Below are 23479 nucleotides of genomic sequence, written 5' to 3'. Positions count from 1 at the left end.
GTTCAGCTCAGAGCGTCATCATCTCGAAGTCGTCCTTGGTGACGCCGCAGTCGGGACAGGTCCAGGTATCGGGCACGTCCTCCCAGCGCGTGCCCGGGGCGATGCCCTCGTCCGGAATGCCGACGGCTTCGTCGTAGATGAAACCGCAGACCACGCACATCCATGTCTGGTAGGCGCTCTGCGTCGTCGGATCGTTCATCGGATAATGACCACATGCGGCATTGGAAACGGAGCCGCATTGTCCCATCGCGCTCCCCCCACCGGAACCCACGTCGATGAACGCCTCCCCGTCCGCGCCACGCGGCCTGTACCTGCTCACGCCCGACGAGCCCGAGACCGCCCAGCTGCTGGCCCAGGTCGCGGCCGTGCTGCCGCACGCCACGTGGCTGCAGTACCGGAACAAGCGCGCCGATGCCGCGTTGCGCCGGGCGCAGGTGCAGGCCCTGCTGCCGCTGTGCCGTGCGACCGGTGTGCCGTTGATCGTCAATGACGACTGGCGGCTCGCCGCCGATCTCGGCGCGGACGGCGCGCATCTGGGCGAAGACGACGGCGCGCTGATCGATGCACGCGCGGCGCTGGGTGCCGACGCGATCCTCGGCGCCTCCTGCTACGACGACATCACCCTGGCGCAGCGCGCGGTCGAGGCCGGCGCCAGCTATGTCGCCTTCGGCGCGTTCTTTCCGTCACCGACCAAGCCCGATGCCCGCGTGGCGCGCAAATCCCTGCTGCGCGATGCGGAAGCGCTCGGCGTGCCGCGGGTGGCGATCGGCGGCATCACGCCGGAGAATGCGCGCCAGCTCGCAGCCGCCGGCGCCGATCTCGTCGCCGTCATCAGTGGCGTGTTCGCTGCACGCCATCCGGCCGCCGCCGCGCACGCCTACCGCGCCGCATTCGGCCTGTGAACCTTTTTCTTTCTGGAGTCTCCATGGATACGTCCCACTCGCGTGCCCTGTTCGAACGCGCCCGCACGCTGCTGCCCGGCGGCGTCAATTCGCCGGTGCGTGCGTTCAAATCGGTCGGCGGCGAGCCGTTCTTCGTGCAGCGCGCCGACGGCCCCTATCTGTTCGACGTCGACGGCAACCGCTACATCGATTACGTGGGCTCGTGGGGCCCGATGATCGTCGGCCACAACCATGCGAGCGTGCGCCAGGCGGTCAAACGCGCGATCGGTGACGGCCTGTCGTTCGGTGCGCCGACCGAAGCGGAGATCACGATGGCCGAGCGCCTGACCGCGCTGGTGCCGTCGATGGAAATGGTGCGCATGGTCAATTCGGGCACCGAAGCCACGCTGTCGGCGATCCGCCTCGCGCGCGGCGCAACCGGGCGCACCTGCATCGTCAAGTTCGAAGGCTGCTACCACGGCCACGGCGACTCGTTCCTGGTCAAGGCCGGCAGCGGTGCGCTGACACTCGGCGTGCCGACCTCGCCGGGCGTGCCCAAAGCGCTGGCCGATCTGACGCTGACGCTGCCCTACAACGATTTCGACGCGGCGACCGCGCTGTTCGACGAAATGGGCGCGGACATCGCCGGTCTGATCATCGAACCCGTGGTCGGCAACGCCAACTGCCTGCCGCCGCGCGACGGCTATCTGCAGCATCTGCGCGACTTGTGCACGCAGCACGGCGCGCTGCTGATCTTCGACGAGGTGATGACCGGCTTCCGCGTCGCGCTCGGCGGCGCGCAGGCGCGTTACGGCGTGACGCCGGATCTCAGCACCTTCGGCAAGATCATCGGCGGCGGTATGCCGGTCGGCGCCTACGGCGGGCGTCGCGACCTGATGGAGCAGATCGCGCCGGCCGGGCCGATCTACCAGGCGGGCACGCTGAGCGGCAATCCGGTCGCGATGGCCGCGGGCCTGGCGATGCTGGACCTGGTGGCGGCACCGGGTTTCCACGATGCGCTCGAAGCCAGCACGCACCGGTTGTGCGACGGTCTCGAAGCGGCGGCGCGCGATGCGGGTGTGCTGTTCACCACCACGCGCGTTGGCGGCATGTTCGGTCTGTTCTTCACCGATCAGCCGATCGTCGACACCTATGCGCAGGCCGTCGCTTGCGATACCGCTGCGTTCAACCGCTTCTTCCACGCGATGCTCGAGCGCGGCGTGTTCCTCGCGCCATCGGCGTTCGAAGCCGGCTTCATGTCGTCGGCGCACGACGCCGCGGTGATCGAGGCCACAATCGAAGCGTCACGCGATGCGTTCGGGGATATGTTGAAGCCATGAGCCAGCGGGGCGACACGCCGGAGGAGTTCGACCCGCAGGCCAGCGTGTTCGAACGCGACTTCCTGCCGGCGCGCCCGAGCGGACTGCGTAACCGGTTCTACCGCCTGCTGTTCCATCACGAAACCGCAAGCGAACGGAATTTCGATCTCGCGCTGATCGTGACGATCCTTGTCAGCGTGATCGTGGTGCTGCTCGACAGCGAGCCGTCGATCAAGGCGCGCTGGCATCACTGGCTGATGATCGCCGAATGGGTGTTCACCGTCCTGTTCACGATTGAATACGGCCTGCGTTTGTGGGCCGTGCGACGGCCGCTGCGGTATGCGACCAGCTTCTTCGGCGTGATCGATCTGCTGGCCATCCTGCCCAGCTATCTGTCGCTGATCTTCGTCGGCAGCCAGTACCTGCTGGTGATCCGCGTGCTGCGCCTGCTGCGCGTGTTCCGCGTGCTCAAGCTGGTGCAGTACTCCAGCGAGGCGGGCGTGCTGATCACGGCACTCGCGCGCAGCCGGCGCAAGATCGCGGTGTTCGTCTGCACGCTGATCACGATCGTCATCATCTTCGGCGCGCTGATGTACGTCATCGAGGGCCCCGAGCACGGATTCACCAGCATCCCGACCGGCATGTACTGGGCGGTGGTGACGATGGGCACCGTCGGTTTTGGCGATATTTCGCCGGGCACGCCGCTCGGGCGATTCATTACCTCGATCCTGATCCTGATCGGCTACAGCATCATCGCGGTGCCGACCGGTATCTACACCGCGGAACTCGCGAGCACGCTCCGGCCGAGGCGACGCCACGTGCGGTGCCGCGAATGTGGTTTGCAGGACCACGAGCAGGAATCCTGGCACTGCCGTCGTTGCGGGAGCGGCCTGCCCCTGGAAGAACCGACGCAGTGACCCCGCCGCCGCTGCGGCTGGTGCTGTTCGACTTCGATGGCGTGCTGGCGCGCTACTCGCACGCGACGCGCCTCGCGCACCTCGCCCGCGTCGCCGGCTGTACGGCCGCGCGCGTGGCGGAGGTGGTATTCGACTCGGGACTGGAGCGCGCCTACGACAGCGGCACGCTCGATACGGACACCTATCTGCAGCAGCTCGGTGCAGGCCTTGGCTGCACCATCGATGCGGACCTCTGGATCGCATCGCGATGCGCGGGCACACAGGCGGATCCGATCGCACTGGAGCTCGTCGCGTCGGTCGCATCCCGGGTGCAGGTCGGCGTACTGACCAACAACGGCGCGTTGATGCGCGATGCGATTCCCCGCATCGTCGCGCCGCTGTTCCCGATGCTCGAAGGCCGCGTGCTGTGCAGCGGCGTCCTCGGCGTGCGCAAACCCGACCGCGCGATCTTCGAGCGCGCACTCGCGCAGTTCGACGTGCGCGCGCAGGAGACGCTGTTCGTCGACGACCTGTTCGTCAACGTGCAGGGCGCACGCGCCGCGGGCCTGCACGCCGACACGGTGGTCGACGTGCGGTCGATGCGGACGGTGCTGCGGCGTTACGGGCTGGTCTGAGTCGACGCCAGCGCTACTCGCAGATCGGCCGCCATGCGATCGAGCAGTGCGAATGGGGTCGGCGTTGGCGCTCCCTCCCGATAGATCCGCAGCAAGCCGTCACCCGCCATCCGCGGTTGCACGTGCAGATGCACGTGCGGAACTTCCTGTCCGCCGGCCTCGCGGTTGGATTGCCACAGGTTGAGGCCGTCGGGTGCGAACGCCACATCGGCCGCGCGTGCGATGCGGACAGCGATCCGCATCAGCTGCGCGGCGGTGTCCTCGTCCAGGTCGAACAGCGTTTCGACGTGGCGGCGCGGCACCACGAGCACGTGCCCGGGCACCGCCTGGCGCAGGTCCATGAAGGCGATGACCTGATCGTCTTCGTGGACGAGATTCGCCGGCAGCTTGCCTGCGAGGATCGCGCAGAACGCGCAGCCGTCCGCAGTGGACTCAGCCGGCGGCGACGGCATCGGCGATCGCCGCACGCAACCGGACCAGGCCGTCGGTGATGTCGGCGTCGGTGATGTTCAGCGCCGGTACGAACCGCAGCACGTCGGGGCCGGCCTGCAGCATCAGCAGGCCATGGCGCGCGGCGTGGTCGAGGATCGTCGCGGCCTTGCCGGCATGCTCGGGACGCAGCACGGCGCCGAGCATCAGACCGCGGCCGCGGACTTCGGAGAACAGGCCGAACTCGGCATCGAGTGCGGCGAGACCGTCGCGCAGCGCGCGTGACTGGCGTTCGACGTTGGCGGCGATGTCCTTTGATGCCAGCTTGCGCAACGCAACGCGCGCGACGGCGGCGGCGAGGGGATTGCCCCCGAACGTGGTGCCGTGATCACCGAACTGCATCGCTTCGGCGACCTTGGGGCCGGCCAGCAACGCGCCGATCGGGAAGCCGCCGCCGAGCGCCTTGGCCAGCGTGACGATGTCGGGGACGACGCCGTCCTGGGGATGCGCGAACAGCGTGCCGGTGCGGCCCATGCCGCACTGGATTTCGTCGAGCACCAGCAGCGCATCAAAGCGATCGCACAGCGCGCGTACTGCGGCCAGATAACCATCGGCGGCGGGCATGACGCCGCCTTCGCCCTGCACGGGTTCGAGCATCACCGCGGCGACGTCGCCATCGGCCATCGCGGCTTCGAGCTGGGCGATGTCGTTGAAGTCGACATAGCGGAAGCCGCCGGGCAGCGGCTCGTAGCCGGCCTGGTACTTGGGCTGTGCGGTCGCGGTGACCGCGGCCAGCGTGCGACCGTGGAAGCTGCCGCGTGCGGTTACGATGACGCGACGGTCCGGGCTGCGGCCCTGCGCGGTGGCCCACTTGCGCACGAGCTTGATCGCGGCCTCGTTCGCTTCGGCGCCCGAGTTGCACAGGAAGGTGCGCGTGGCGAAACCGCTGGCCTCGACCAGTTCGGCCGCCAGCCGCAGCGGCGGTTCGCTGAAGAACACGTTGCTGGTGTGCCACAGCTTGCCGGCCTGTTCGGTCAGTGCGGCCACGAGATCGGGATCGTTGTGGCCGAGGCCGCAGACGGCGATACCCGCCGACAGGTCGACGTACTCGCGGCCTTCGCTGTCCCAGACGCGCGCGCCGTCACCGCGCTCGAGCACGAGCTCGCGGGGCCGGTAGACGGGCAGCACGTGGCGCTGGGCGAGGGCGATGAGATCGGCGGCGGAGGACATGGTCGGCGGCTTCGATGGGACGTGGGGCGCCGATTGTACGGGGGTGGACGCGTGCGACGCCGAACGATCCGCGGACGACGGCAGAGGATGCCAGGCGGAACAGATGCTGTTGTCTGGACGCTATGTGATGGATCCCCAGCCCTCACCCGACGCGCTTCGCGCGTCGAACTCTTCCGGAGGGAGAGGTGCTGGGTTGCGTCTCGGACGCAGGTGTTTGCGAAGCGGAGCCCTTACCCCAACCCCTCTCCCGGAGGGCGAGGGGCTCCGAGCCGCGCTCAGTCGAGAAACAGATCCGGCAACAGCGGCTGCGCGGGATCGATCGCGTAGGCGTCGAGATCGGTGATGCCGGCTTCGGCGAGGACTTCGTCGTCGATCAGGAAACGGCCGTGGAAACCGGCGGCGTCGCGGACGAGGATCGCGTGCGCGGCGTCGCCCATGATCGTCGGGCTGCGTCCGTTGCCGCGTTCGACGCCGGGAATCATGTTCAGTGCGTCGGTGCCGATCAGCGTGCGTGGCCACAGCGCATTGACCGCGACGCCCTGTGGCCCGAACTCGGCCGCGAGCCCCAACGTGACGAAGCTCATGCCCATCTTCGCCAGCGTGTAGCCGGTGTGCGGCGCCCACCACTTCGGATCCAGCGACGGCGGCGGGCACAGGGTCAGGATGTGCGGGTTGGGGGACTTCTGCAGATGCGGCAGGCAGGCCTGCGCGCACAGGAAACTGCCGCGCGCGTTGACTTCCTGCATCAGGTCGAACCGCTTCATCGGCGTGTCCAGCGTGCCGCGCAGCCAGATCGCGCTGGCGTTGTTGACCAGGATGTCGATGCCGCCGAAGGCATCGACCGTGGCGGCGACCGCGGCGCGCACCTGATCTTCTTCGCGGATGTCGCACTTGAGTGCCAGCGCGCGGCCACCGGCGGCTTCGACACTGCGCGCGGCGCTGTGGATGGTGCCGGGCAGCTTGGGATTGGCGACCTCGGACTTCGCGGCGATCGCGACGTTCGCGCCATCGCGCGCGGCGCGTTCGGCGATCGCCAGGCCGATGCCGCGCGAAGCGCCGGTGATGAAAAGGGTCTTGCCGGCGAGTGTCGACATGCGGCGGTCCTGTCCTGCGATGGAGTCATCGCCATTATGCGCGCGGGGTCTCCGACACGTTCAGCAAGCGGCGCGATACTGGGGCCTTTCCCGCCGCAGGATCCGCCGATGCGCCACGTTGCCGCCCTCGCGCTGTTCGCCCTGACCCTGACCGCGTGCGACGCCGCGCCGCCGGCCACCGCGCCCGCAGCGCTGGCGCCTGCAGCGGAGACGCCGACGCCTGCGCCGATGGACGCGCCCCCGCCTGCCGTGGCGGCCGACGACCTTGCGGCGGCAGCCGACGGCGACCTCGTCGTCAGCGCGAAGTCGGTCTGGCAGGGCGATCTGTCGCCGTGTCGCACCGGCACGGCGGATGTCGACGACTGTCTGCTGTCGACGATGCGCGCAGCAGGCGCAGCCCCAGAGGCCATCGCGGCCAGCACGCGGCTGATCGCACTCGACAATCCGGGGCATGTCAGCGCCTGGCGCGAGGTCGAAGGCGTTGGACACGCCGAGATCACCTATCCGTTCCGCGCGAACACCAACCAGGGTCTGTGGCTGGTCGATGCGGACGGGCGTTCGGTGGATGTCGACGAGAACGTGCTGCCTGCGGGCGCGGTGCGTCTGCGCGGCGAACTCAAGCCGTTCCTCGATGCGCATCCCGATGCGATGCCGTTCGCGCCGGCGCAGGCAGTCGGCAGCGAAGTGCTGCCCGACGGCGGCGTGCGTCTGCGCTTCGATGTGCCGATGCGCACCTGTCACGCCTGCGAAGACGTCGGCACGCTCGAACTGGGCTACGACTTCGACGCCGACCGTCGCTACCAGGGCCGCAGCGTCATCGCCCTGCGAGAGGCCGACTGAGGCGTAGAACCTGCTCAAGGTCCGTCGCGAGCGCCGCCAGATGGCGCGTGGTGGAGCGCAGGAAGCGCAGCGTACGTGTGGTACGTGAGCATTCCGAGCACCGCACGCGCGCCAGCTGACAAGCGCAGCAGGACATTGAACAGGTTCTCAGGGCTTCGGCCCCTGCCCTTCATTGTCTTCCCACTTGAGGATCTTCCGCGTGACCACGCGGTAGACCGGCTTTCCGGTACGGAACCAGACATCGCGCAGCCATGAGGTGCGCTTGAGCACGCGCTTCTCAACCGGCGTCAGCGACGCGCGGCAGTACATGCGCTTGTGCTTGAGCAGATGGCGCAGATCCTCGCGGGCTAGCAGACGCATCCAGCGCGAACGTGGATTGCCGCGCACCGCGAGCTGGAAATCGATGATCGCCGGGCGTCCGTCGTCGAGCACCAGCCAGTTGGCTTCCTTCGCGAGATCGTTGTGGGCGAGGCCTCGGCGGTGCAGGCCCTGCAGCAGCCGACGCGCGCGGCGGAAGTAGACAAGATCGCCGTGCGGCGGGCGCTGGTACATCGCGTCGCCGGACATGTAGCTGCGATCGAGCTGGCGCCCGGTCCAGGCGAGCAGCTGCGGCACGTCCTGCATGCCGGCCACCGCCGCCAGCCCGCGCGCTTCGCGCCGGGCCAGCCACCACGCCGGCAGGCGCAGCCACAGCGGCACGTGACGCAGGTCGCGGCGCACGAACAGACCGCCGTCTGCGCCGCGCATCAAGGAGATGCGGCCGAAGCTGTCGGACTTCAGCGCTTTTGCTTCGGTGGCCCTGGCGGCCCTGGCATCGTGTGCGGACATCGCGTCATTGTACGGAGCGACGGCGGGCGCGGCCCGGGGCGATCGCTCCGGCGTGGGCCCACAACGTAATCCGCACCGATGCACCGCATGCGTGCGAGGTTTCGCGATCCTGCGCCGCATATCGATGCAGCGTGGCCCTCGCACAAGGCCATTGCCCCATCGTGGTCCGGGGACGGTCATCCACCGCTGTCATAATGGCCGGATGCTCACTGACTTCTTCAACAGCCTGGTGACGTGGGTGGGCAACCACCCGGTCGCGGCCGGCCTCGTGATCTTCCTCATCGCGTTCTGCGATTCGGTGATCATCCTCGGCGCGATCGTCCCGGCCCTGCCGATCCTGTTCGCGATCGGCGTGCTGATCGGTCTGGGCGAAATTTCCGGCCCCTACGCGGTGGCCTGCGCCGCGCTCGGCGCGATGGCCGGTGACGGCGTGAGCTACTGGGTCGGCCGTCGCTGGGGCCACGGCCTGCGCACCGTGTGGCCCTTCAGCAAGTATCCGCAGCTGCTCGACCGCAGCGAACTCGTGTTCCGGCGCAATGCGATCAAGAGCATCCTGGTCGCGCGCTACGTCGGGCCGATCCGCCCGTTCGTGCCGGCCATCGCCGGCATCGCGCACATGCCGATGCGCCAGTACCTGCCGATCAGCTTCGCAGCCTGTCTGTCGTGGGGTGCGCTGTTCCTCGCGCCGGGCTGGCTGTTCGGCGCGTCCTATGACGCGGTGGCTGCGGTCGCCGACCGTCTGGCGCTGGTGCTCGGCGCGCTGCTGGTGGTACTGGCGCTGGCCTGGGCGATCGTCATCTACAGCTACCGCTGGTTCGATGCGCATGCCAATTCACTGCTCGCGCGTCTGCTGGCGTGGTCGCGCGCGCATCCCTGGCTCGGTCGCTACGCGATCGCGCTGGTCGATCCCAAGCGCCCCGAATCCGCATCGCTGGCGATCCTCGCGGTCTGTCTGCTGGCGATCGGCTGGGCCTGCTTCGCCCTGCTGGCGACGGTGATCATGCGCGGCGAGCCGCTGCTGATCGACCAGACCGTGTTCCAGTTCATGTACGAGCTGCGCAACCCGCTGGCCGACCGCCTGATGGCGGGACTCGCGTCGATCGGCGACGTCCACGTGCTCGGCCCTGCGGTCGCATTGACGCTCGCGTGGCTGATCTGGCGCCGGCGCTGGCTGGGCGCCGCGCACTGGCTGGCCGCCCTGGCGTTCGGCATGGCGCTGACCGCGCTGCTGGGCGCGGTGATCGACATGCCCAAGCCGCCCACCGTGCACGGCGGCTTCGGCTTCCCTGCGGTCGAGATCACGATGTGCACGATCGTGTTCGGCTTCTTCGCGGTGCTGATCGCACGCGAACTGCCCGGCCGCACGCGCGTGTGGCCGTATCTGGTGTCGGGCGTGGTCGTCGCGGTGCTCGGTTTCTCGCGTCTGTATCTAGGCGCGCACTGGCTCAGCGACATCGTCGGCGGCATGCTGCTGGGCATCGTCTGGCTGCTGGTGCTGGGCATCGCCTACCGGCGCCACGTCGAGCGCTCGTTCTGGATGCGTCCGGTCGCGCTGATCTTCTACATCACCTTCGCCGTGGCCGCGCTGTGGCATGCGCCGCGCGCGGTGGATCCGCTGCTCGCGAAGTTCGCGCCCAAGCCGTCGACGGTCACGCTGTCGGCGCAGGACTGGTGGGCGTCGGACTGGGCGCGGTTGCCGGGCCAGTTGCGGGAGCGTGATCCCGCCCATCGCTGGCCGCTGGATCTGCAGATCGCCGGCCCGCTGGCGCCGCTGCAGACGCAGCTCGAGGCCAAGGGCTGGCGCGTGCAGCCGCAGGCCGACTGGATGCGGGTGATCAATCTGCTCGACGACAGCGTGCCGCAGGCCGAACAACCGGTGCTGCCGGCGACGCTGGACACGCTCGCGGAAACGCTGCTGATGCGCCGCGACGGTGATGCGGACCGGGTCGAAGTGCTGCGTCTGTGGCGCGCCCCGGCGGTGCTCGACGATGGCACAGAGCTGTGGATCGGTACCAGCCAGTCGATGCTCTATACGCGTCCGTTCAGTGCCTTCGGCCTGTGGCAGCCGCAGCCCGATGCGCACGGCGTGCACCGCGGTCTGCGCGACGTGCTCGAAGCCTTCCCGTCGCGCGAGGACGTGCACCCGCAATCGGGCGTGCCGACGCTGCGTGTGCGCACGGCGGACGGCTCACTCGTCGTCGACGACATCGACCAGCCGTAACAGGGTTTCCAGCCGCTCGTCGGGATCGTCGAGCTGCAACAGCTGCTGGCGATGCGGCTGCTCGAGCGGCAGCAGTTCCGCGAGCCGCCAGCCCACCCAGGCCGCATCGTCGAAGTGCGGCTCCGGGAACGTCTGGTCCGCGCCGTCGATGTGTTCGAGGATCTTGCGCAGCACCACGCCGAGCAGCGCATGTTCGGGCTGCAGCTCGATCGAGGGATCGGCGGCGCACCAGTCGACATCGGCGATGATCAGGCCGCTGTCGCGCACCCGCGTGCGGCGCACGTGGAACCGGCGCGCACCGCGCACGCGCAGCGTCAGCAGGCCGTCGGCGCCGGTGTCGAAATCCTCGATGCGGGCTTCCGTGCCGACGCCCGCGGGCGTCGCCGGCGCGCCGGCCTCGTCGCCGTCGAGGATCAGGCAGATGCCGAATCCACTGCCGCGACGGCCGCATTCGCGGACGAGATCGAGATAGCGCGGCTCGAACACGCGCAGGCCGAGCGCGGCGCCGGGCACCAGCACGGTGCGCAACGGGAACAGCGGCAGGGAAGTGTCGTCTTGCATGCGTCCAGTGTACGCAGGCCGATGCGAAACCTCAGTCGCGCAGGCGTTGCGCAAAGCGACGCGGTGCGCCGTCGAACCCGCCGTTGGACATGAAGACCACATGGTCGCCGGGCCGTACGCGCGCGGCGAGGTCGGCCAGCAGCGCATCGACATCGGCCACCGCGCGCGATTCGCCGCGGACGGCGGACACCACCGCGCCCGCATCCCAGGCCAGCTCCGGGCGATGCAGGAACACCACCACGTCGGCGAGATCGAGCGACGGCGCCAGCGCATCGGCGTGTGCGCCCAGACGCATCGAATTGCTGCGCGGCTCCATCGCCACGACGATGCGCGCATCGCCGACCTTCGCGCGCAGACCGGCGAGCGTCGTCGCAATCGCGGTCGGGTGATGGGCGAAGTCGTCGTAGACGGTGACGTCACCCGCGCTGCCCAGCACTTCCATCCGCCGCTTGACGCTGCGGAACGCGGCGAGCGCCGGCAACAGTGCCGCGATATCGACGCCGACCGCCGCGCAGGCCGCGAGCGCGGCGAGCGCGTTGAGCACGTTGTGATCACCGAGCAGTGGCCATTCGACCGTGCCGACCGACACGCCACCGCGCAGGATCTGAAATACGCTGCCGTCGTCGCTGCGCTTCACCGCGCACCATTCGAACCCGGCGTCGAAGCCGAAGCGCTCGACGGGCGTCCAGCAGCCCATCGCCAGCACTTCGCCCAGGCGCGCGTCGTGGCCGTTGACGATCAAGCGTCCGCGCGCCGGCACCGTGCGCACCAGATGGTGGAACTGGCGCTGGATCGCGGCGACATCGGGAAAGATGTCGGCGTGGTCGAACTCGAGGTTGTTGAGGATCGCGACCGTCGGACGGTAGTGGACGAACTTGCTGCGCTTGTCGAAGAAGGCGGTGTCGTATTCGTCGGCCTCGACGACGAACTCGCGTCCGCTGCCGATGCGTGCCGACACGCCGAAGTCTTCCGCGACGCCACCGATCAGGAAGCCCGGCGCGCGGCCCGCGGCTTCGAGCAGGTAGGACAGGATCGTCGTCGTCGTGGTCTTGCCGTGGGTGCCGGCAACGGCGAGCACTTCGCGGCCGGGCAGCACGTTGTCGCGCAGCCACTCGGCGCCGGACGTGTAGGCGCGTCCGGCGTCGAGCACCGCTTCCACCGCGGGATTGCCGCGCGAGAGCGCGTTGCCGACCACGACCTGGTCGACGTCGTCACCGATGTGCGCCGGGTCGTAGCCCTGGTGCAGCGTGATGCCCAGCGTTTCGAGCTGGGTCGACATCGGCGGATACACCGCCTGGTCGCTGCCTTCGACCGCGTGGCCGAGTTCGCGCGCGAGCGCGGCGACGCCGCCCATGAAGGTGCCGGCGATGCCGAGGATATGAAGTTTCACGACGCGGAATTCCTGCAGGGCGGCACAGTCAACGACAGGCGACGCGCGTGCGATCAGGCCGCCGCCTGCTCCCGACCGATCGCCTTGACGATGCGGTCGAACACGTCGTCGAGCGATCCCACGCCGTCGACGACGGTCAGCTGGTCGTGCTCGCGATAGAACGCGATCACCGGCGCGGTCTGCTGGTCGTAGACGTTGAGGCGATGGCGCACGGATTCGGGGCTGTCGTCGGCGCGGCCTTCGGCCTGCGCGCGGCCGGCGAGGCGCGCGATGATCTGTTCGTTATCCACTTCCAGCTGCACGGCGGCATCGAACGGCGTGCCGAGCTTGACCAGCAGCGCGTCGAGCGCGGCCGCCTGGGCGAGGTTGCGCGGGTAGCCGTCGAGGATGAAGCCCGACTGCGTGTCGTCGCGCGAGAAGCGGTCTTCCAGCATGCCGAGCAGGATCTCGTCGGAGACCAGATCGCCGCGCGCCATGATCGCCTTGGCCTCGAGGCCGAGCGGCGTGCCGGCGGCCACTTCGGCGCGCAGCAGATCGCCGGTGGAGATGTGCGGCACCTGCAGATGGTCCTTCAACCGCGCCGCCTGCGTGCCCTTGCCCGAACCGGGCGCACCGAGAAGAACCAAACGCATCGAACGCTCCTGCAACTGTGGGGGACCGCGCCACCGCTCCGACGTACACTCGAACGACACGGCGGCGGACGGCCGCGCCAGCTTACCGTATCCCGCCTCAGGCCATCGAAAGGACACGTGCAATGACGTCCGGAACCCTGCTCTACGCCCAGTCCGGCGGTGTCACCGCCGTCATCAACGCCACCGCGTCGGCGGTGCTGCAGGAAGCGCGCAGCCGGCGGGTCAAGGTGCTCGCGGCGCGCAACGGCATCCTCGGCGCGCTGCGCGAGGATCTGGTCGATGCGTCGAAGATTCCGCTGGCCACGGTGCGCGCGCTCGCGCACACGCCGGGCGGGGCATTCGGCTCGTGCCGCTACAAGCTCAAATCGATCGAGGCCGACCGCGCCAAGTACGAACGCCTGATCGAGGTGCTGCGCGCGCATGACGTGCGCTGGTTCCTCTACAACGGCGGCAACGACTCGGCCGACACCGCGCTCAAGGTCTCGCAGCTCGCCGCGCAGTTCGACTACCCGCTGACCTGCATCGGCGTGCCGAAGACGATCGACAACGATCTCGCCGTCACTGACTGCTGCCCGGGCTTCGGCTCTGCGGCGAAATACACCGCGGTGTCGGTGCGCGAAGCCGCGCTCGACGTCGCGGCGATGGCCGACACCTCGACCAAGGTCTTCGTCTACGAGGCCATGGGCCGGCACGCCGGCTGGCTGGCCGCCGCCGCGGGCCTGGCCGGACAGGGTTCCGACGACGCGCCGCAGATCATCCTGTTCCCGGAACGCGACTACGACGAGGCCGCCTTCCTCGCCCAGGTGCAGCGCGTCGTCGAGCGCGTCGGCTGGTGCGTCGTCGTCGCCAGCGAAGGCATCCGCGACAAGGACGGCCGCTTCGTCGCCGATGCGGGCGGTGGGCAGGACGCGTTCGGCCACACCCAGCTCGGCGGCGTGGCCTCGCATCTCGCCGGCCGGGTCAAGGACACGCTGGGCTACAAGGTGCACTGGACGCTGCCCGACTACCTGCAGCGCTCGGCGCGGCACGTCGCGTCGAAGACCGATGTCGACCAGGCGATGGCGGTCGGGCGCGCGGCGGTGCAGTTCGCCCTCGCCGGCCGTAACGCGACGATGCCGTCGATCAGGCGCACCTCCGATGCGCCCTACCGCTGGACGATCGAGGCCGCGCCGCTGGAGAAGGTGGCCAACCACGAGAAGATCATGCCGGCCGGCTTCATCCGCCGCGACGGCTTCGGCATCACCCCGGCCGCGCGGCGTTATCTCGAGCCGCTGATCCGCGGTGAAGCGCCGCCGCCGTACGGCCGCGACGGGCTGCCGAAGTACGCGACGGTCGATGCGCCTGCGGTTGCGAAGCGCCTGCCCGGCTGGACGGGCTGATCGATCCGTCTCGCGTTCAGCCGCGTGGATTGAATCCGCGCGGCAACGCCCGATCTAGAACGCATGCCCGAACTGCCCGAAGTCGAAACCACCCGCGCCGGTCTGGCGCCGCACGTGCTCGGCCGCACCATCCGCAGCGTCGTGCTGCGGCGGCCGGACCTGCGCTGGCCGATCGCCGGTGAAGTCTCGACCGTGCTGCCCGGCCAGCGCGTCGAGGCGATCCGCCGGCGCGCGAAATACCTGCTGCTCGACACCGGTGCCGGCAGCGCGCTGCTGCATCTGGGCATGTCCGGCAGTCTGCGCGTGCTCGATCCGGACGTGCCGGTGCGCACGCACGACCACGTCGACATGACGCTCGATTCCGGGCAAATCCTGCGCTTCAACGATCCACGCCGGTTCGGCTGCCTGCTGTGGCAGGCGCCCGGCGACACGCATGACCTCCTGCGCGATCTCGGCCCGGAACCGCTCGACGACGTCTTCGACGGCGACCATCTGTTCTTCGCCAGCCGTGGCCGCCGCGCGCCGGTGAAGACCTTCCTGATGGACCAGCGCATCGTGGTCGGCGTGGGCAACATCTACGCGGCCGAGGCGCTGTTCGCCGCGGGCATCTCGCCGCTGCGCGATGCCGGGCGCATCTCGCGCGAACGCTATGCGCGGCTGGCGGCGGAGGTGAAGCGGATCCTGGCGTATGCGATCAATCGCGGCGGCACCACCCTGCGTGACTTCATCAGTCCCGATGGCGCGCCCGGTTACTTCGAGCAGGAGCTGTCCGCGTACGGGCGCGGCGGCCTGCCGTGCCCGGCCTGCGGCACGCCGCTCCGGCAGGCGCTGGTGGGCCAGCGCGCGACCGTCTGGTGCCCGCGCTGCCAGCGCTGATGGCCTGCCGCGCCCGGTCCCGGATAAGCGCTATAGTCGCGGCGCGGGGCGAGGGCCGGGCATGCACGAGGGTCAGGTTGCCGAGATCACCCAGTGGTTGGATGCCGCGCGCGGCGGAGATCGCGACGCGCTCGATCGCGTGCTCGCCACGCTCTACCAGGAACTGCACCAGATGGCCCGGCGCCAGCTCGCCGGCCAACACGGGCATACGCTCGATGCGACCGCGCTGGTGCACGAGGCCTACCTCAAACTGATCGGTCGCCACGAGGCGCGTTTCGACGACCGTGCGCATTTCTTCGCCTATGCCGCATCGGCGATGCGCAGCGTCGTCGTCGACTACGCCCGGCAGCGGCTCGCGCAGAAGCGCGGCGGTGATCTGCACCGCGTCACCGAGCTACCGGAGAACATCGAAAGCGGCCTGCGGCTGGACGAGGACACGCTGGCGCTGGATATCGCACTGACGCGGCTGGCCGCGGTCGACACAAAACTGGCGCAGGTGGTCGAACTTCGGTACTTCGCCGGTCTGTCGGAACTGGAGATCGCCGCGTTGCTGGACCGCTCCGAACGCAGCATCCGCCGCGACTGGCAGAAGGCGCGGATGTACCTGCTGGCGTCGTTGCGGGAAGACTGAGCGCCGCGCATGGACAGCGCGCGCTGGCAGCGGCTGTCCCCAGCCCTCGACGCGTTGCTGGAACTCGATGACGACGCGCGCGCGGCGGCGCTGGCCACCGTCCGCCTGGACGACCCCGCCTTCGCTGCCGAGCTCGAAGCGCTCCTCGCGCTGGACGCCGAACGCGAGGACTTCCTCGCCGAACCGATCGTCGCCGCACTGTCGGGCATGCTGCCCGGCCGCCACGTCGGCCCCTACGAACTCGAACGGCTGCTCGGCGAAGGCGGCATGGGCCAGGTCTGGCTCGCACGGCGTGCCGATGGTCTGTACGAGCGCCGCGTCGCGCTGAAACTGCTGCGGCCCGGCCTGGCCGATCCCGACCTGCGCCTGCGCTTCACCCGCGAGCGGCAGATCCTCGCGCGGCTGGAACATCCGCACATCGCGCGCCTGCTCGACGCCGGCATCAGCGCCGACCAGCAGCCCTATCTCGCACTCGACTACATCGACGGCGAGCCGATCACCGACTGGTGCAGGCGCCACCAGCCGGGTGTCGCGGACCGCATCCGCCTGTTCCTGCAGGTCTGCGACGCGGTCAGCCACGCGCATACGAACCTCATCGTGCACCGCGATCTCAAGCCTTCGAACATCCTCGTCACCGCACTCGACGATGTGCGGCTGCTGGATTTCGGCATCGCCAAACTGCTCGACACCGCCGGCCAAGCGCCGGAACACACGCGTACCGGCGTGCGCGCGTTCACCCTGCACTACGCCGCGCCGGAACAGATCCGCGGCGAGCCGGTCACGACGATGACCGACGTGTATTCGCTGGGCGTCGTGCTCTACGAACTGCTGTCGGGGCGCAAGCCCTATCAGCCCGCACGCATCACCGATGCGCAGTGGGAACAGGCGATTCTCGATGCCGATCCGCCCAGACCGTCGCAGACGTTGCTGCGCAGCGTCGACGATGGCGTGGAGCCGGTGCAGCGCAAGCGCATGGCGCGCGCGATCGCCGGCGACCTCGACACCATCGTGCTGCGCGCGCTCGAAAAGGCGCCCGCCGATCGCTACGCGTCGGTGGAGGCCTTCGCGCTCGACCTGCGGCGCTGGAGCGACGGCAAGCCGATCCTGGCCCGGCCGCAGCGGCTGTCGTATCGCGTGGGCAAGTATCTGCGTCGGCACCGCTGGGCGGTGTCGAGCGCGGCGCTGGTGGCGTTGACGCTCGTGGCCTCGATGGTCGCGGTGACCTGGCAGGCGAACCAGGCGATCGAGGAATCGGCGCGCGCGCAGGCGATGCAGGATTTCGTCGTCGGTCTGTTCGAGCAGGCCGGCGCTGCGGCCGGCGGTGCGCCACTCGACATCCGCCAGCTGCTCGAAGCCGGCGTGCAACGCGGCGATGCGGAGCTCGCGCACCAGCCGGTGGCACGCGCCGAACTCTACGGGATGATCGCGCGCCTGCGTCTCGGACTCGGCGATTACGATCAGGCGCTGGCGCTGCTGGAACGGCAGTCGGCCGTCGTCGGCGGCATGGCCGATGCACCGCCCAGTCTGCGCCTGCAGTCGGCCAGCGACCATGGCCGCACGTTGCGGTTGCTCGGCCGGCCGCGCGACGCGATCGCGGCGATGCAGCCACTGCAGGCGCTGGCGCTGCAGCGCGAACAACTGCTGCCGCGGCAGGCGGCCGAGCTGTACACGCAGCTGGGGCGCGGCCGGCGCGACATCGGCGAGCCCGAAAGCGCGCGCCTGCTGTTCCGGCGTGCGCTCAAACTGCGACGCGACAGCGCGGTGCCGGACGAAGCCGGCACGATCGAAAGCCTCGCCGATCTCGCCTCGCTGCACAGCGCCGCCGGCGAGATCACCGAGGCGCTGGCCGGGACCGATGCCGCGCTCGACCGCCTGCGAAAGCGTCTGGATCCGCGCCATCCGCTCGCGGTCGAACTGCTGCGCACGCGCTGCGCATTGCTGCGCGCGGACGGTCGCACGCGGCCGGCCGAAGAGAGCTGCCGCGAGGCGCTGTCGCTCGCGCTCGCACTGCACGGCGCGCGCCATCCGGCCACGCTCGATGCGCGCCGGCAACTGGCCGCCCTGCACGTCGACCAAGGACGCTTCGCCGAAGCCGAAGCGGAGTTCCGCGATGCGCTGGTCTGGACGGTCGCGCGGCTCGGCGCGCGCCATGCCGACGTCGCGCGCATCCACAACAGCCTCGGCATCGTCGCCTGGGAACGCGGCGACGAGGACGCGGCGCTGGAATCGCTGGCGCGCACCGTCGACATCTGGCGCCAGACCAGCCCCAACGCGATGCTCGCCGACGGTCTGTTCAATCACGGGATGGTGCTGCACGCCGCAGGGCGGGACGCCCAGGCGCAGCCGCTGCTGCTCGAATCCCTCGCGCTGCGCCAAGCGCGTTTCGGCCCGCGTCACGGACTGGTCGGCGACACGCTGCGGATGCTCGGCGAAGTGGAAGCGGCGCTCGAGCCGGGCGCCGGCACGCGCCACCTAGGAGACGCGGCCACCATCACCGCCGAGGCCTACGGCGCGCAGCATCCCAACGCATTGCGCGCGGCGTTGTCGCGTGATCGCATCGCCGCGGACGCCGGCGATGTCGAGGCACTGGCCGGACTGGACCGCCTCGCCCGCACGCCGCCCGACGACAGCGAACTGCGGAAGATCGCCTGGATCGCGCGCGCCCATGCCGCCGCGCTGCGCTGCGCCGCGCCCGGTGCGCTGCGCGCCCGGGACGACCTCGCAGCGCTCGCCACCCAGGTCCGCGCTGCCCAGCCGGAGGGCGGCGCGATCAGCCGCGACATCGAGGCCGCCCGCAAGCGCTGCGGTGTGCTGCTGGCCAGATTCTGAAGCCCTGGGCACGCGCTCGCCCGGTCTTCCTGCAATGTCGCTCTGGTGCAGGAATCGGTTGGACTCACCGGCAACCTCAGGCAGCTTTCAGAAAACTCTCATAGCCCGTTTCTCAAAGCACATGCTTGTATCGGAACGTCGGGTGCGAATGTGATCCCTGTCGCGCCTGCAACGTGAATTCCTGGTCGCAACGTCCGAATGGAGATCGCATGCATGAAACGAATCACTGCTCTGGTACTGGTTGCCTGCGCATCATTCTCGACACTGGCTATTGCCGCGCCGCGTGAAGCCAACAAGAGCAACGTCGTCGAGCAAGCGCGATATGCCGCGACGATATCAAATCGCTGGGGGAGCGAGATCCAGCGGCGCTATGGCATCTCCGCGAATGAATGGACCGAGCTGATGATGGGCACCTTCAGCGCGTCCGACATCGACAACCTTCGCCGCGCCGCTGCTGCGCCGACGTTCGACAGCATGTCCGGGGCACTGTTCGGCGGGAGCTCGGCATCCAATCGTAACGATGTCCGACCGTTGCAGCTTGGCTCCACCGAAAACAGTCTCGTGTTCACTCCGCTTCCGCCCTGTCGTATTGTCGATACCCGTGTCGTCGGCGGCCCGATTCCGGCGATGGGCACGCGCAGTTTCAGCGGCTGGACGACAGGTGACTTCACCGCCCAGGGCGGTGCAACGACCAACTGCAACATTCCGGAAAATGCATCCGCTCTCGTTGCAAACGTCGTTGCAGTCAACGCGGTCCAGTCTGTTGGCTACCTGACCGTCTTCCCTTCCGACACGCCGCAACCAAACGCGGCATCGCTCAATTTCAGTGAATCCGACGTCGCCAACAACATCGCGCTCAAACTCTGCCGCCCCGGTTGCCCGACACAGTTCTCGACCTTCTCGACATCCCAAACCGATTTCGTCGTTGACGTGTACGGCTATTACATGGAGCCGCCAGCCACAGCGCTGGACTGCATGGTGCAGACGCAGACGGGCAGCCTGCTGAACGGGTCTCTCAACCCTTCCGCGACTTGCCCGGCGGGCTACACGTCGACAGGCGGCGCCTGTGGCGGGCCCATCGGATTGACCGTAGCCAGCTCGCATCCCACCGTTGACGGCACGGGTCGTCCGAACGGCTGGACCTGCAGCGTGACGGCAGGTGTGTTGGGAGGGCTGCTCGGTTACCGCGTTGATGCAACGTGCTGCCGTGTTCCCGGCCGCTGAAGCCTAGCTTGCCTCATTGAAACGGGCGCACGAGATCGTGCGCCCGTTTCTGCGTCCGCGGGTCTGACCTCACTGCCGGGCATCGGGCACATGGGCCGCCGCGAGACGCTTCGGTGCTGTACTCCGAGCGGCTTTTGTCGCCTTCCTGGAACGCTGCCATAATCGTCGGCCGGCGATTACGCACCACACGCACGCGTGTCGACCCTGGATTTTCCGCGCAGCCGCCAAGGATCCCGCACGTATGCACACGAGTTCAATGCGTCACATGCGAGACGTCCTGTCGCGCTATCTGGACCCCGCTCTCGGCCTGACGATTGCGGACATCGGAAGCTATGACGTCAACGGAAGCTACAAGGATCTGATCGGCGACACGAGGTGGCAGTACACGGGTGTGGACCTCGAGCCGGGCCCCAACGTCGATATCGTCATGACCTCCCCGTACCGTCTGCCCTTCAAGACCGCTTCGATGGATGTCCTGCTCTCGGGTCAGGCCCTCGAGCACATGGATTTCTTCTGGGTCAGTTGGCTCGAGATGATCCGCGTCGTGAAGCCGGGAGGCCTGATCCTGATGATCGCCCCGTCCCGCGGTCCCGAGCACCGTTATCCAGTCGACTGCTGGCGCTTCTATCCCGACGGGTTCGACGCGCTGGCGCGCTGGGGCGGTGCCGAGAGCCTTGAGATCACGACGGACTGGCAGCCGGATGAGGATCCGGAGAGTGCACCTTGGGGTGATACGGTCGGCGTTTTCCGCGTTACCGGCGCCGGTTGGCGCCACCGCCTCGCACGCTATCTCATCCTCAGCCTGTCCCGCCGCATGCTGCGCAGCCGGTTGGGCACGACACGGCCATCCCACGGCGGACACGATCTCGGGCCCAGCGAAGCCAAGTGAGGCTTTCGCGCCTAGATCAGAGCAACGGTGGCTGCACCGGCTCGATCCGCCCTTCGCCGCGCACGATGCGCTTGAACTCCGCGCGGCTCACCGACACGTAGCGCTCGTTGCCGCCGATCTCGACCTGCGGGCCGTCCTGCACCGCATAGCCCTGCTCGTCGACGCGCACGGTCATCGTCGCCTTCTTGCCGGTGTGGCAGATCGTCTTGATCTCCGTCAGTTCGTCGGCCCAGGCCAGCAGATGCCGGCTGCCTTCGAACAGCTCGCCGCGGAAGTCCGTGCGCAGCCCGTAACAGAGCACGGGAATCCGCAGCGCGTCGACGACTTCCGACAGTTGCCACACCTGCGCCTGCGACAGGAACTGGGCTTCGTCGACGAGGACGCAATGCAGGCTGCCGTCGCCGTCGACCAGCGCGCGGATGCGCGCGAGCAGATCGTCGTTGCGATCGAACGCGATCGCATCGGCCGACAGCCCGATCCGTGACGCCACCCGCCCCACACCCGCGCGATGGTCGAGCCGCGGGGTCAGCAACGCGACGCGCATGCCGCGCTCGCGGTAGTTGTGCGCGCTCTGCAGCAGCGTCGTGGTCTTTCCGGCGTTCATCGCCGAGTAGTAGAAGTACAGCTTGGCCATGGGCCCATTCTACCGGCGGCCTTCAGGCCCGGCAGAGGTCCGGCCGCTACAATGCGCATCGCTGAATCCAGTGGTCCCGATGCACGGTCTCAACCCCCAACAAGCTGCGGCCCTCGGCCACATCGAAGGTCCGTTGCTGGTGCTCGCCGGCGCGGGCAGCGGCAAGACGCGCGTGATCGTCGAGAAGATCGCGCATCTGATCCAGTCAGGCCGCTACCCGGCCAAGCGGATCGCGGCGATCACGTTCACCAACAAGTCGGCCAAGGAGATGCGCGAGCGCATCGCCAAGCGCATCCGCGGGGATGCGGCCGACGGGCTGACGATCTGCACCTTCCACGCGCTCGGCCTGAAGATGCTGCAGATCGACCACGCCAAGCTCGGGCTGCGGCGCGGGTTCTCGATCTTCGATGCCGACGACAGCGCGTCGCAGATCAAGGATCTCCTGCCGGGCGTCAAGCCGGACATGATCCAGTTGCTGCAGGGCCTGGTGTCGAAGGCGAAGAATGCCGGCCTCTCGCCGGAACAGGCGCATGCGGTGGCGATCAGCGCGCGAGAGTTCGAGGCGGCGGCGCTGTACGCGCGCTACCAGGAGCGCCTGACCGCATTCAACGCGGTCGATTTCGACGATCTGATCCGTCTGCCGGTCCAGTTGCTCGAATCCGATGACGACGCGCGCGACGCGTGGCGCGAGCGGATCGGCTATCTGCTGGTCGACGAGTGCCAAGACACCAACGACGCGCAATACCGCCTGCTCAAGGCGATCGCCGGGCCGAAGGGCAACTTCACCTGCGTGGGCGACGACGACCAGAGCATCTACGCCTGGCGCGGCGCGAATCCGGAAAACCTGACCGCGCTGGGCACGGACTATCCGACCCTGCGCATCGTCAAGCTCGAACAGAACTACCGCTGCAGCAACCGCGTGCTGCGCGCGGCGAACGCACTCATCGCCAACAATCCGCACGAACATCCCAAGACGCTGTGGAGCGCGCAGGCCGATGGCGAGCGCATCCGCATCTGGGAGTGCCGCGACAGCGCGCACGAGGCCGAGAAGGTGGCCGGCGAGATCCAGTTCCTGCAGTCCTCGCGCCAAGTGGAATGGAGCGAGTTCTGCATCCTGTTCCGCAGCAACCATCTCTCGCGCCCGCTGGAAAAGGCACTGCAGTTGCTGCGCGTGCCGTATCACCTGAGCGGCGGCACGGCGTTCCTCGATCGCGGCGAGGTCAAGGACGCGATGTCCTGGCTGCGCATGCTGGCCAACCCCGACGACGATTCGGCGTTCCTGCGCGCGGTGCAGTCACCGGCGCGCGGCGTCGGCCAGACCTCGCTGGCGCGACTGTCGGAACTCGCACGTGCGGCCGACATGCCGATGTCGCGTGCGATCGAATCGATGGGCCTGCTCAAGCAGTTGCCGCCGCGCGCGGCGAATGCGCTCAGCGAGTTCGGCGATGTGTTGCGCGGGCTGCGCGAGGACGCGCGCCGGTTGCCGGCCGGCGAACTGGTGCGCGAACTCAACGAGCGCTCCGGGCTGATCGCGATGCTCAAGGCTCAGTGCAAGAGCGACGAGCTGTTCCGGATCCGCTCGGGCAACCTCAACGAACTGGCCGACTGGTTCGAAGGCGCACGTGGCGCCGGGCCTGGCGAACTCGCCTCGCAGCTGGCACTGCTGAGCCACGCCGACAAGGGCGATCCCGGCAACCAGGTGCGGCTGATGAGCATGCACGCGGCCAAGGGGCTGGAGTTCCGCTACGTCTTCATCATCGGCATGGACGACAACACGCTGCCGCACGAGTCGAGCATCGACGAGGGCCGCATCGACGAGGAACGGCGTCTGCTCTACGTGGGCATCACCCGCGCGAAGGAGCAGCTGTGGCTGAGCCATCCGCGCGAGACCCAGCGCTGGGGCCAGAAGCTGCGGCTCACGCCGAGCCGGTTCTTCGAGGAACTGCCCGCGGCCGAAGTGCAACGCGACGGCGCCGATCCGGTCGCCGACGCGGCCCGCAAGCGCGAACGCGCCGACCACGGGTTCGCCGCGATCCGCGCGCTGCTCGACAGCTGATTCCG

General features: G+C 68.7%; 21 protein-coding genes and 1 pseudogene. 13 read left to right on the top strand and 9 right to left on the bottom strand.

Annotated elements, in window-relative coordinates:
• Positions 1-7: 7 nt before the first annotated feature.
• Positions 8-222 (bottom strand): annotated as a pseudogene (locus tag V3391_RS08360) (rubredoxin).
• Positions 223-275: 53 nt separating this feature from the next.
• On the opposite strand from V3391_RS08360, the gene thiE reads away from it, so the two are divergent.
• Genes thiE through V3391_RS08340 form a run of 4 tightly spaced genes read left to right on the top strand, consistent with a single transcriptional unit; the run spans position 276 to position 3731 of the window.
• A complete protein-coding gene (thiE, locus tag V3391_RS08355) occupies positions 276-902 on the top strand; it encodes a thiamine phosphate synthase (protein ID WP_332077981.1) in 627 nt (208 codons plus the stop codon).
• A gap of 23 nt (positions 903-925) precedes the next feature.
• The gene (gene hemL / locus V3391_RS08350; RefSeq protein ID WP_332077980.1) at positions 926-2221 is read left to right on the top strand and encodes a glutamate-1-semialdehyde 2,1-aminomutase; all 1296 of its coding nucleotides are present in this window, start codon (positions 926-928) and stop codon (positions 2219-2221) included.
• On the top strand, positions 2218-3117 hold the full coding sequence (locus V3391_RS08345) for an ion transporter (protein WP_332077979.1): 900 nt from the start codon (positions 2218-2220) through the stop codon (positions 3115-3117). Before hemL ends, V3391_RS08345 begins: the two co-directional genes overlap by 4 nt.
• Positions 3114-3731 (top strand): HAD family hydrolase, encoded by a 618-nt coding sequence (locus V3391_RS08340; RefSeq protein ID WP_332077978.1) that lies wholly within the window; start codon positions 3114-3116, stop codon positions 3729-3731. Before V3391_RS08345 ends, V3391_RS08340 begins: the two co-directional genes overlap by 4 nt.
• On the opposite strand, the gene V3391_RS08335 is transcribed toward V3391_RS08340, so the two are convergent.
• The 3 genes from V3391_RS08335 to V3391_RS08325 form a co-directional block, all read right to left on the bottom strand.
• Positions 3716-4183 (bottom strand): HIT family protein, encoded by a 468-nt coding sequence (locus V3391_RS08335; protein WP_332077977.1) that lies wholly within the window; start codon positions 4181-4183, stop codon positions 3716-3718. The two genes, V3391_RS08340 and V3391_RS08335, sit on opposite strands and share 16 nt — an antisense overlap.
• Positions 4164-5390 (bottom strand): acetylornithine transaminase, encoded by a 1227-nt coding sequence (locus tag V3391_RS08330; protein ID WP_332077976.1) that lies wholly within the window; start codon positions 5388-5390, stop codon positions 4164-4166. Before V3391_RS08330 ends, V3391_RS08335 begins: the two co-directional genes overlap by 20 nt.
• Before the next feature lie 275 nt (positions 5391-5665).
• Entirely contained in the window at positions 5666-6484 is an 819-nt protein-coding gene (locus V3391_RS08325; RefSeq protein WP_332077975.1) for an SDR family oxidoreductase, read from the bottom strand.
• Between the two features lie 108 nt (positions 6485-6592).
• On the opposite strand from V3391_RS08325, the gene V3391_RS08320 reads away from it, so the two are divergent.
• Entirely contained in the window at positions 6593-7324 is a 732-nt protein-coding gene (locus V3391_RS08320) for a hypothetical protein (protein ID WP_332077974.1), read from the top strand.
• Between the two features lie 147 nt (positions 7325-7471).
• On the opposite strand, the gene V3391_RS08315 is transcribed toward V3391_RS08320, so the two are convergent.
• Positions 7472-8152, bottom strand: a complete 681-nt coding sequence (locus V3391_RS08315) for a protein kinase family protein (protein WP_332077973.1) — start codon at positions 8150-8152, stop codon at positions 7472-7474.
• Between the two features lie 202 nt (positions 8153-8354).
• Between V3391_RS08315 and V3391_RS08310 the strand changes: the two genes are divergently transcribed.
• Entirely contained in the window at positions 8355-10373 is a 2019-nt protein-coding gene (locus V3391_RS08310) for a bifunctional DedA family/phosphatase PAP2 family protein (protein ID WP_332077972.1), read from the top strand.
• Here the strand turns inward: V3391_RS08310 and V3391_RS08305 are convergent.
• From V3391_RS08305 to V3391_RS08295, 3 genes are read right to left on the bottom strand one after another with little or no spacing between them, the layout of a single operon-like run.
• Entirely contained in the window at positions 10341-10934 is a 594-nt protein-coding gene (locus tag V3391_RS08305; protein ID WP_332077971.1) for an LON peptidase substrate-binding domain-containing protein, read from the bottom strand. The two genes, V3391_RS08310 and V3391_RS08305, sit on opposite strands and share 33 nt — an antisense overlap.
• Before the next feature lie 31 nt (positions 10935-10965).
• On the bottom strand, positions 10966-12324 hold the full coding sequence (gene mpl, locus V3391_RS08300) for a UDP-N-acetylmuramate:L-alanyl-gamma-D-glutamyl-meso-diaminopimelate ligase (protein ID WP_332077970.1): 1359 nt from the start codon (positions 12322-12324) through the stop codon (positions 10966-10968).
• 53 nt (positions 12325-12377) lie between these two features.
• Positions 12378-12956: an adenylate kinase gene (locus tag V3391_RS08295; RefSeq protein ID WP_332077969.1), complete on the bottom strand. Its 579-nt coding sequence runs from the start codon at positions 12954-12956 to the stop codon at positions 12378-12380.
• A gap of 122 nt (positions 12957-13078) precedes the next feature.
• Between V3391_RS08295 and V3391_RS08290 the strand changes: the two genes are divergently transcribed.
• The 6 genes from V3391_RS08290 (at position 13079) to V3391_RS08265 (ending at position 20784) form a co-directional block, all read left to right on the top strand.
• Positions 13079-14335 (top strand): 6-phosphofructokinase, encoded by a 1257-nt coding sequence (locus tag V3391_RS08290; RefSeq protein WP_332077968.1) that lies wholly within the window; start codon positions 13079-13081, stop codon positions 14333-14335.
• A gap of 63 nt (positions 14336-14398) precedes the next feature.
• Positions 14399-15211, top strand: a complete 813-nt coding sequence (mutM, locus tag V3391_RS08285; RefSeq protein ID WP_332077967.1) for a bifunctional DNA-formamidopyrimidine glycosylase/DNA-(apurinic or apyrimidinic site) lyase — start codon at positions 14399-14401, stop codon at positions 15209-15211.
• 61 nt (positions 15212-15272) lie between these two features.
• Positions 15273-15842: an ECF-type sigma factor gene (locus V3391_RS08280; protein WP_332077966.1), complete on the top strand. Its 570-nt coding sequence runs from the start codon at positions 15273-15275 to the stop codon at positions 15840-15842.
• A 9-nt stretch (positions 15843-15851) separates the two neighbouring features.
• A complete protein-coding gene (locus V3391_RS08275) occupies positions 15852-18671 on the top strand; it encodes a serine/threonine-protein kinase (RefSeq protein ID WP_332077965.1) in 2820 nt (939 codons plus the stop codon).
• Positions 18672-18884: 213 nt separating this feature from the next.
• Positions 18885-19895, top strand: coding sequence for a hypothetical protein (locus V3391_RS08270; RefSeq protein ID WP_332077964.1), 1011 nt, complete (start codon positions 18885-18887; stop codon positions 19893-19895).
• 265 nt (positions 19896-20160) lie between these two features.
• Positions 20161-20784 carry a methyltransferase domain-containing protein gene (locus V3391_RS08265; protein ID WP_332077963.1) on the top strand — a complete coding sequence of 208 codons (624 nt, stop codon included), beginning with the start codon at positions 20161-20163 and terminating at the stop codon, positions 20782-20784.
• A 16-nt stretch (positions 20785-20800) separates the two neighbouring features.
• On the opposite strand, the gene V3391_RS08260 is transcribed toward V3391_RS08265, so the two are convergent.
• Complete coding sequence (locus V3391_RS08260) at positions 20801-21418, bottom strand: thymidine kinase (RefSeq protein WP_332077962.1); 618 nt, start codon at positions 21416-21418, stop codon at positions 20801-20803.
• A gap of 79 nt (positions 21419-21497) precedes the next feature.
• On the opposite strand from V3391_RS08260, the gene V3391_RS08255 reads away from it, so the two are divergent.
• Positions 21498-23474, top strand: a complete 1977-nt coding sequence (locus V3391_RS08255) for a UvrD-helicase domain-containing protein (RefSeq protein ID WP_332077961.1) — start codon at positions 21498-21500, stop codon at positions 23472-23474.
• The last annotated feature ends 5 nt before the right edge of the window (positions 23475-23479 follow it).

The organism is Luteimonas flava (assembly GCF_036584485.1).
Taxonomy (GTDB): domain Bacteria; phylum Pseudomonadota; class Gammaproteobacteria; order Xanthomonadales; family Xanthomonadaceae; genus Luteimonas; species Luteimonas flava.
The sequence above is the reverse complement of the archived record's forward strand: the minus strand, read 5'-3'. Positions and strand labels throughout refer to the sequence as shown.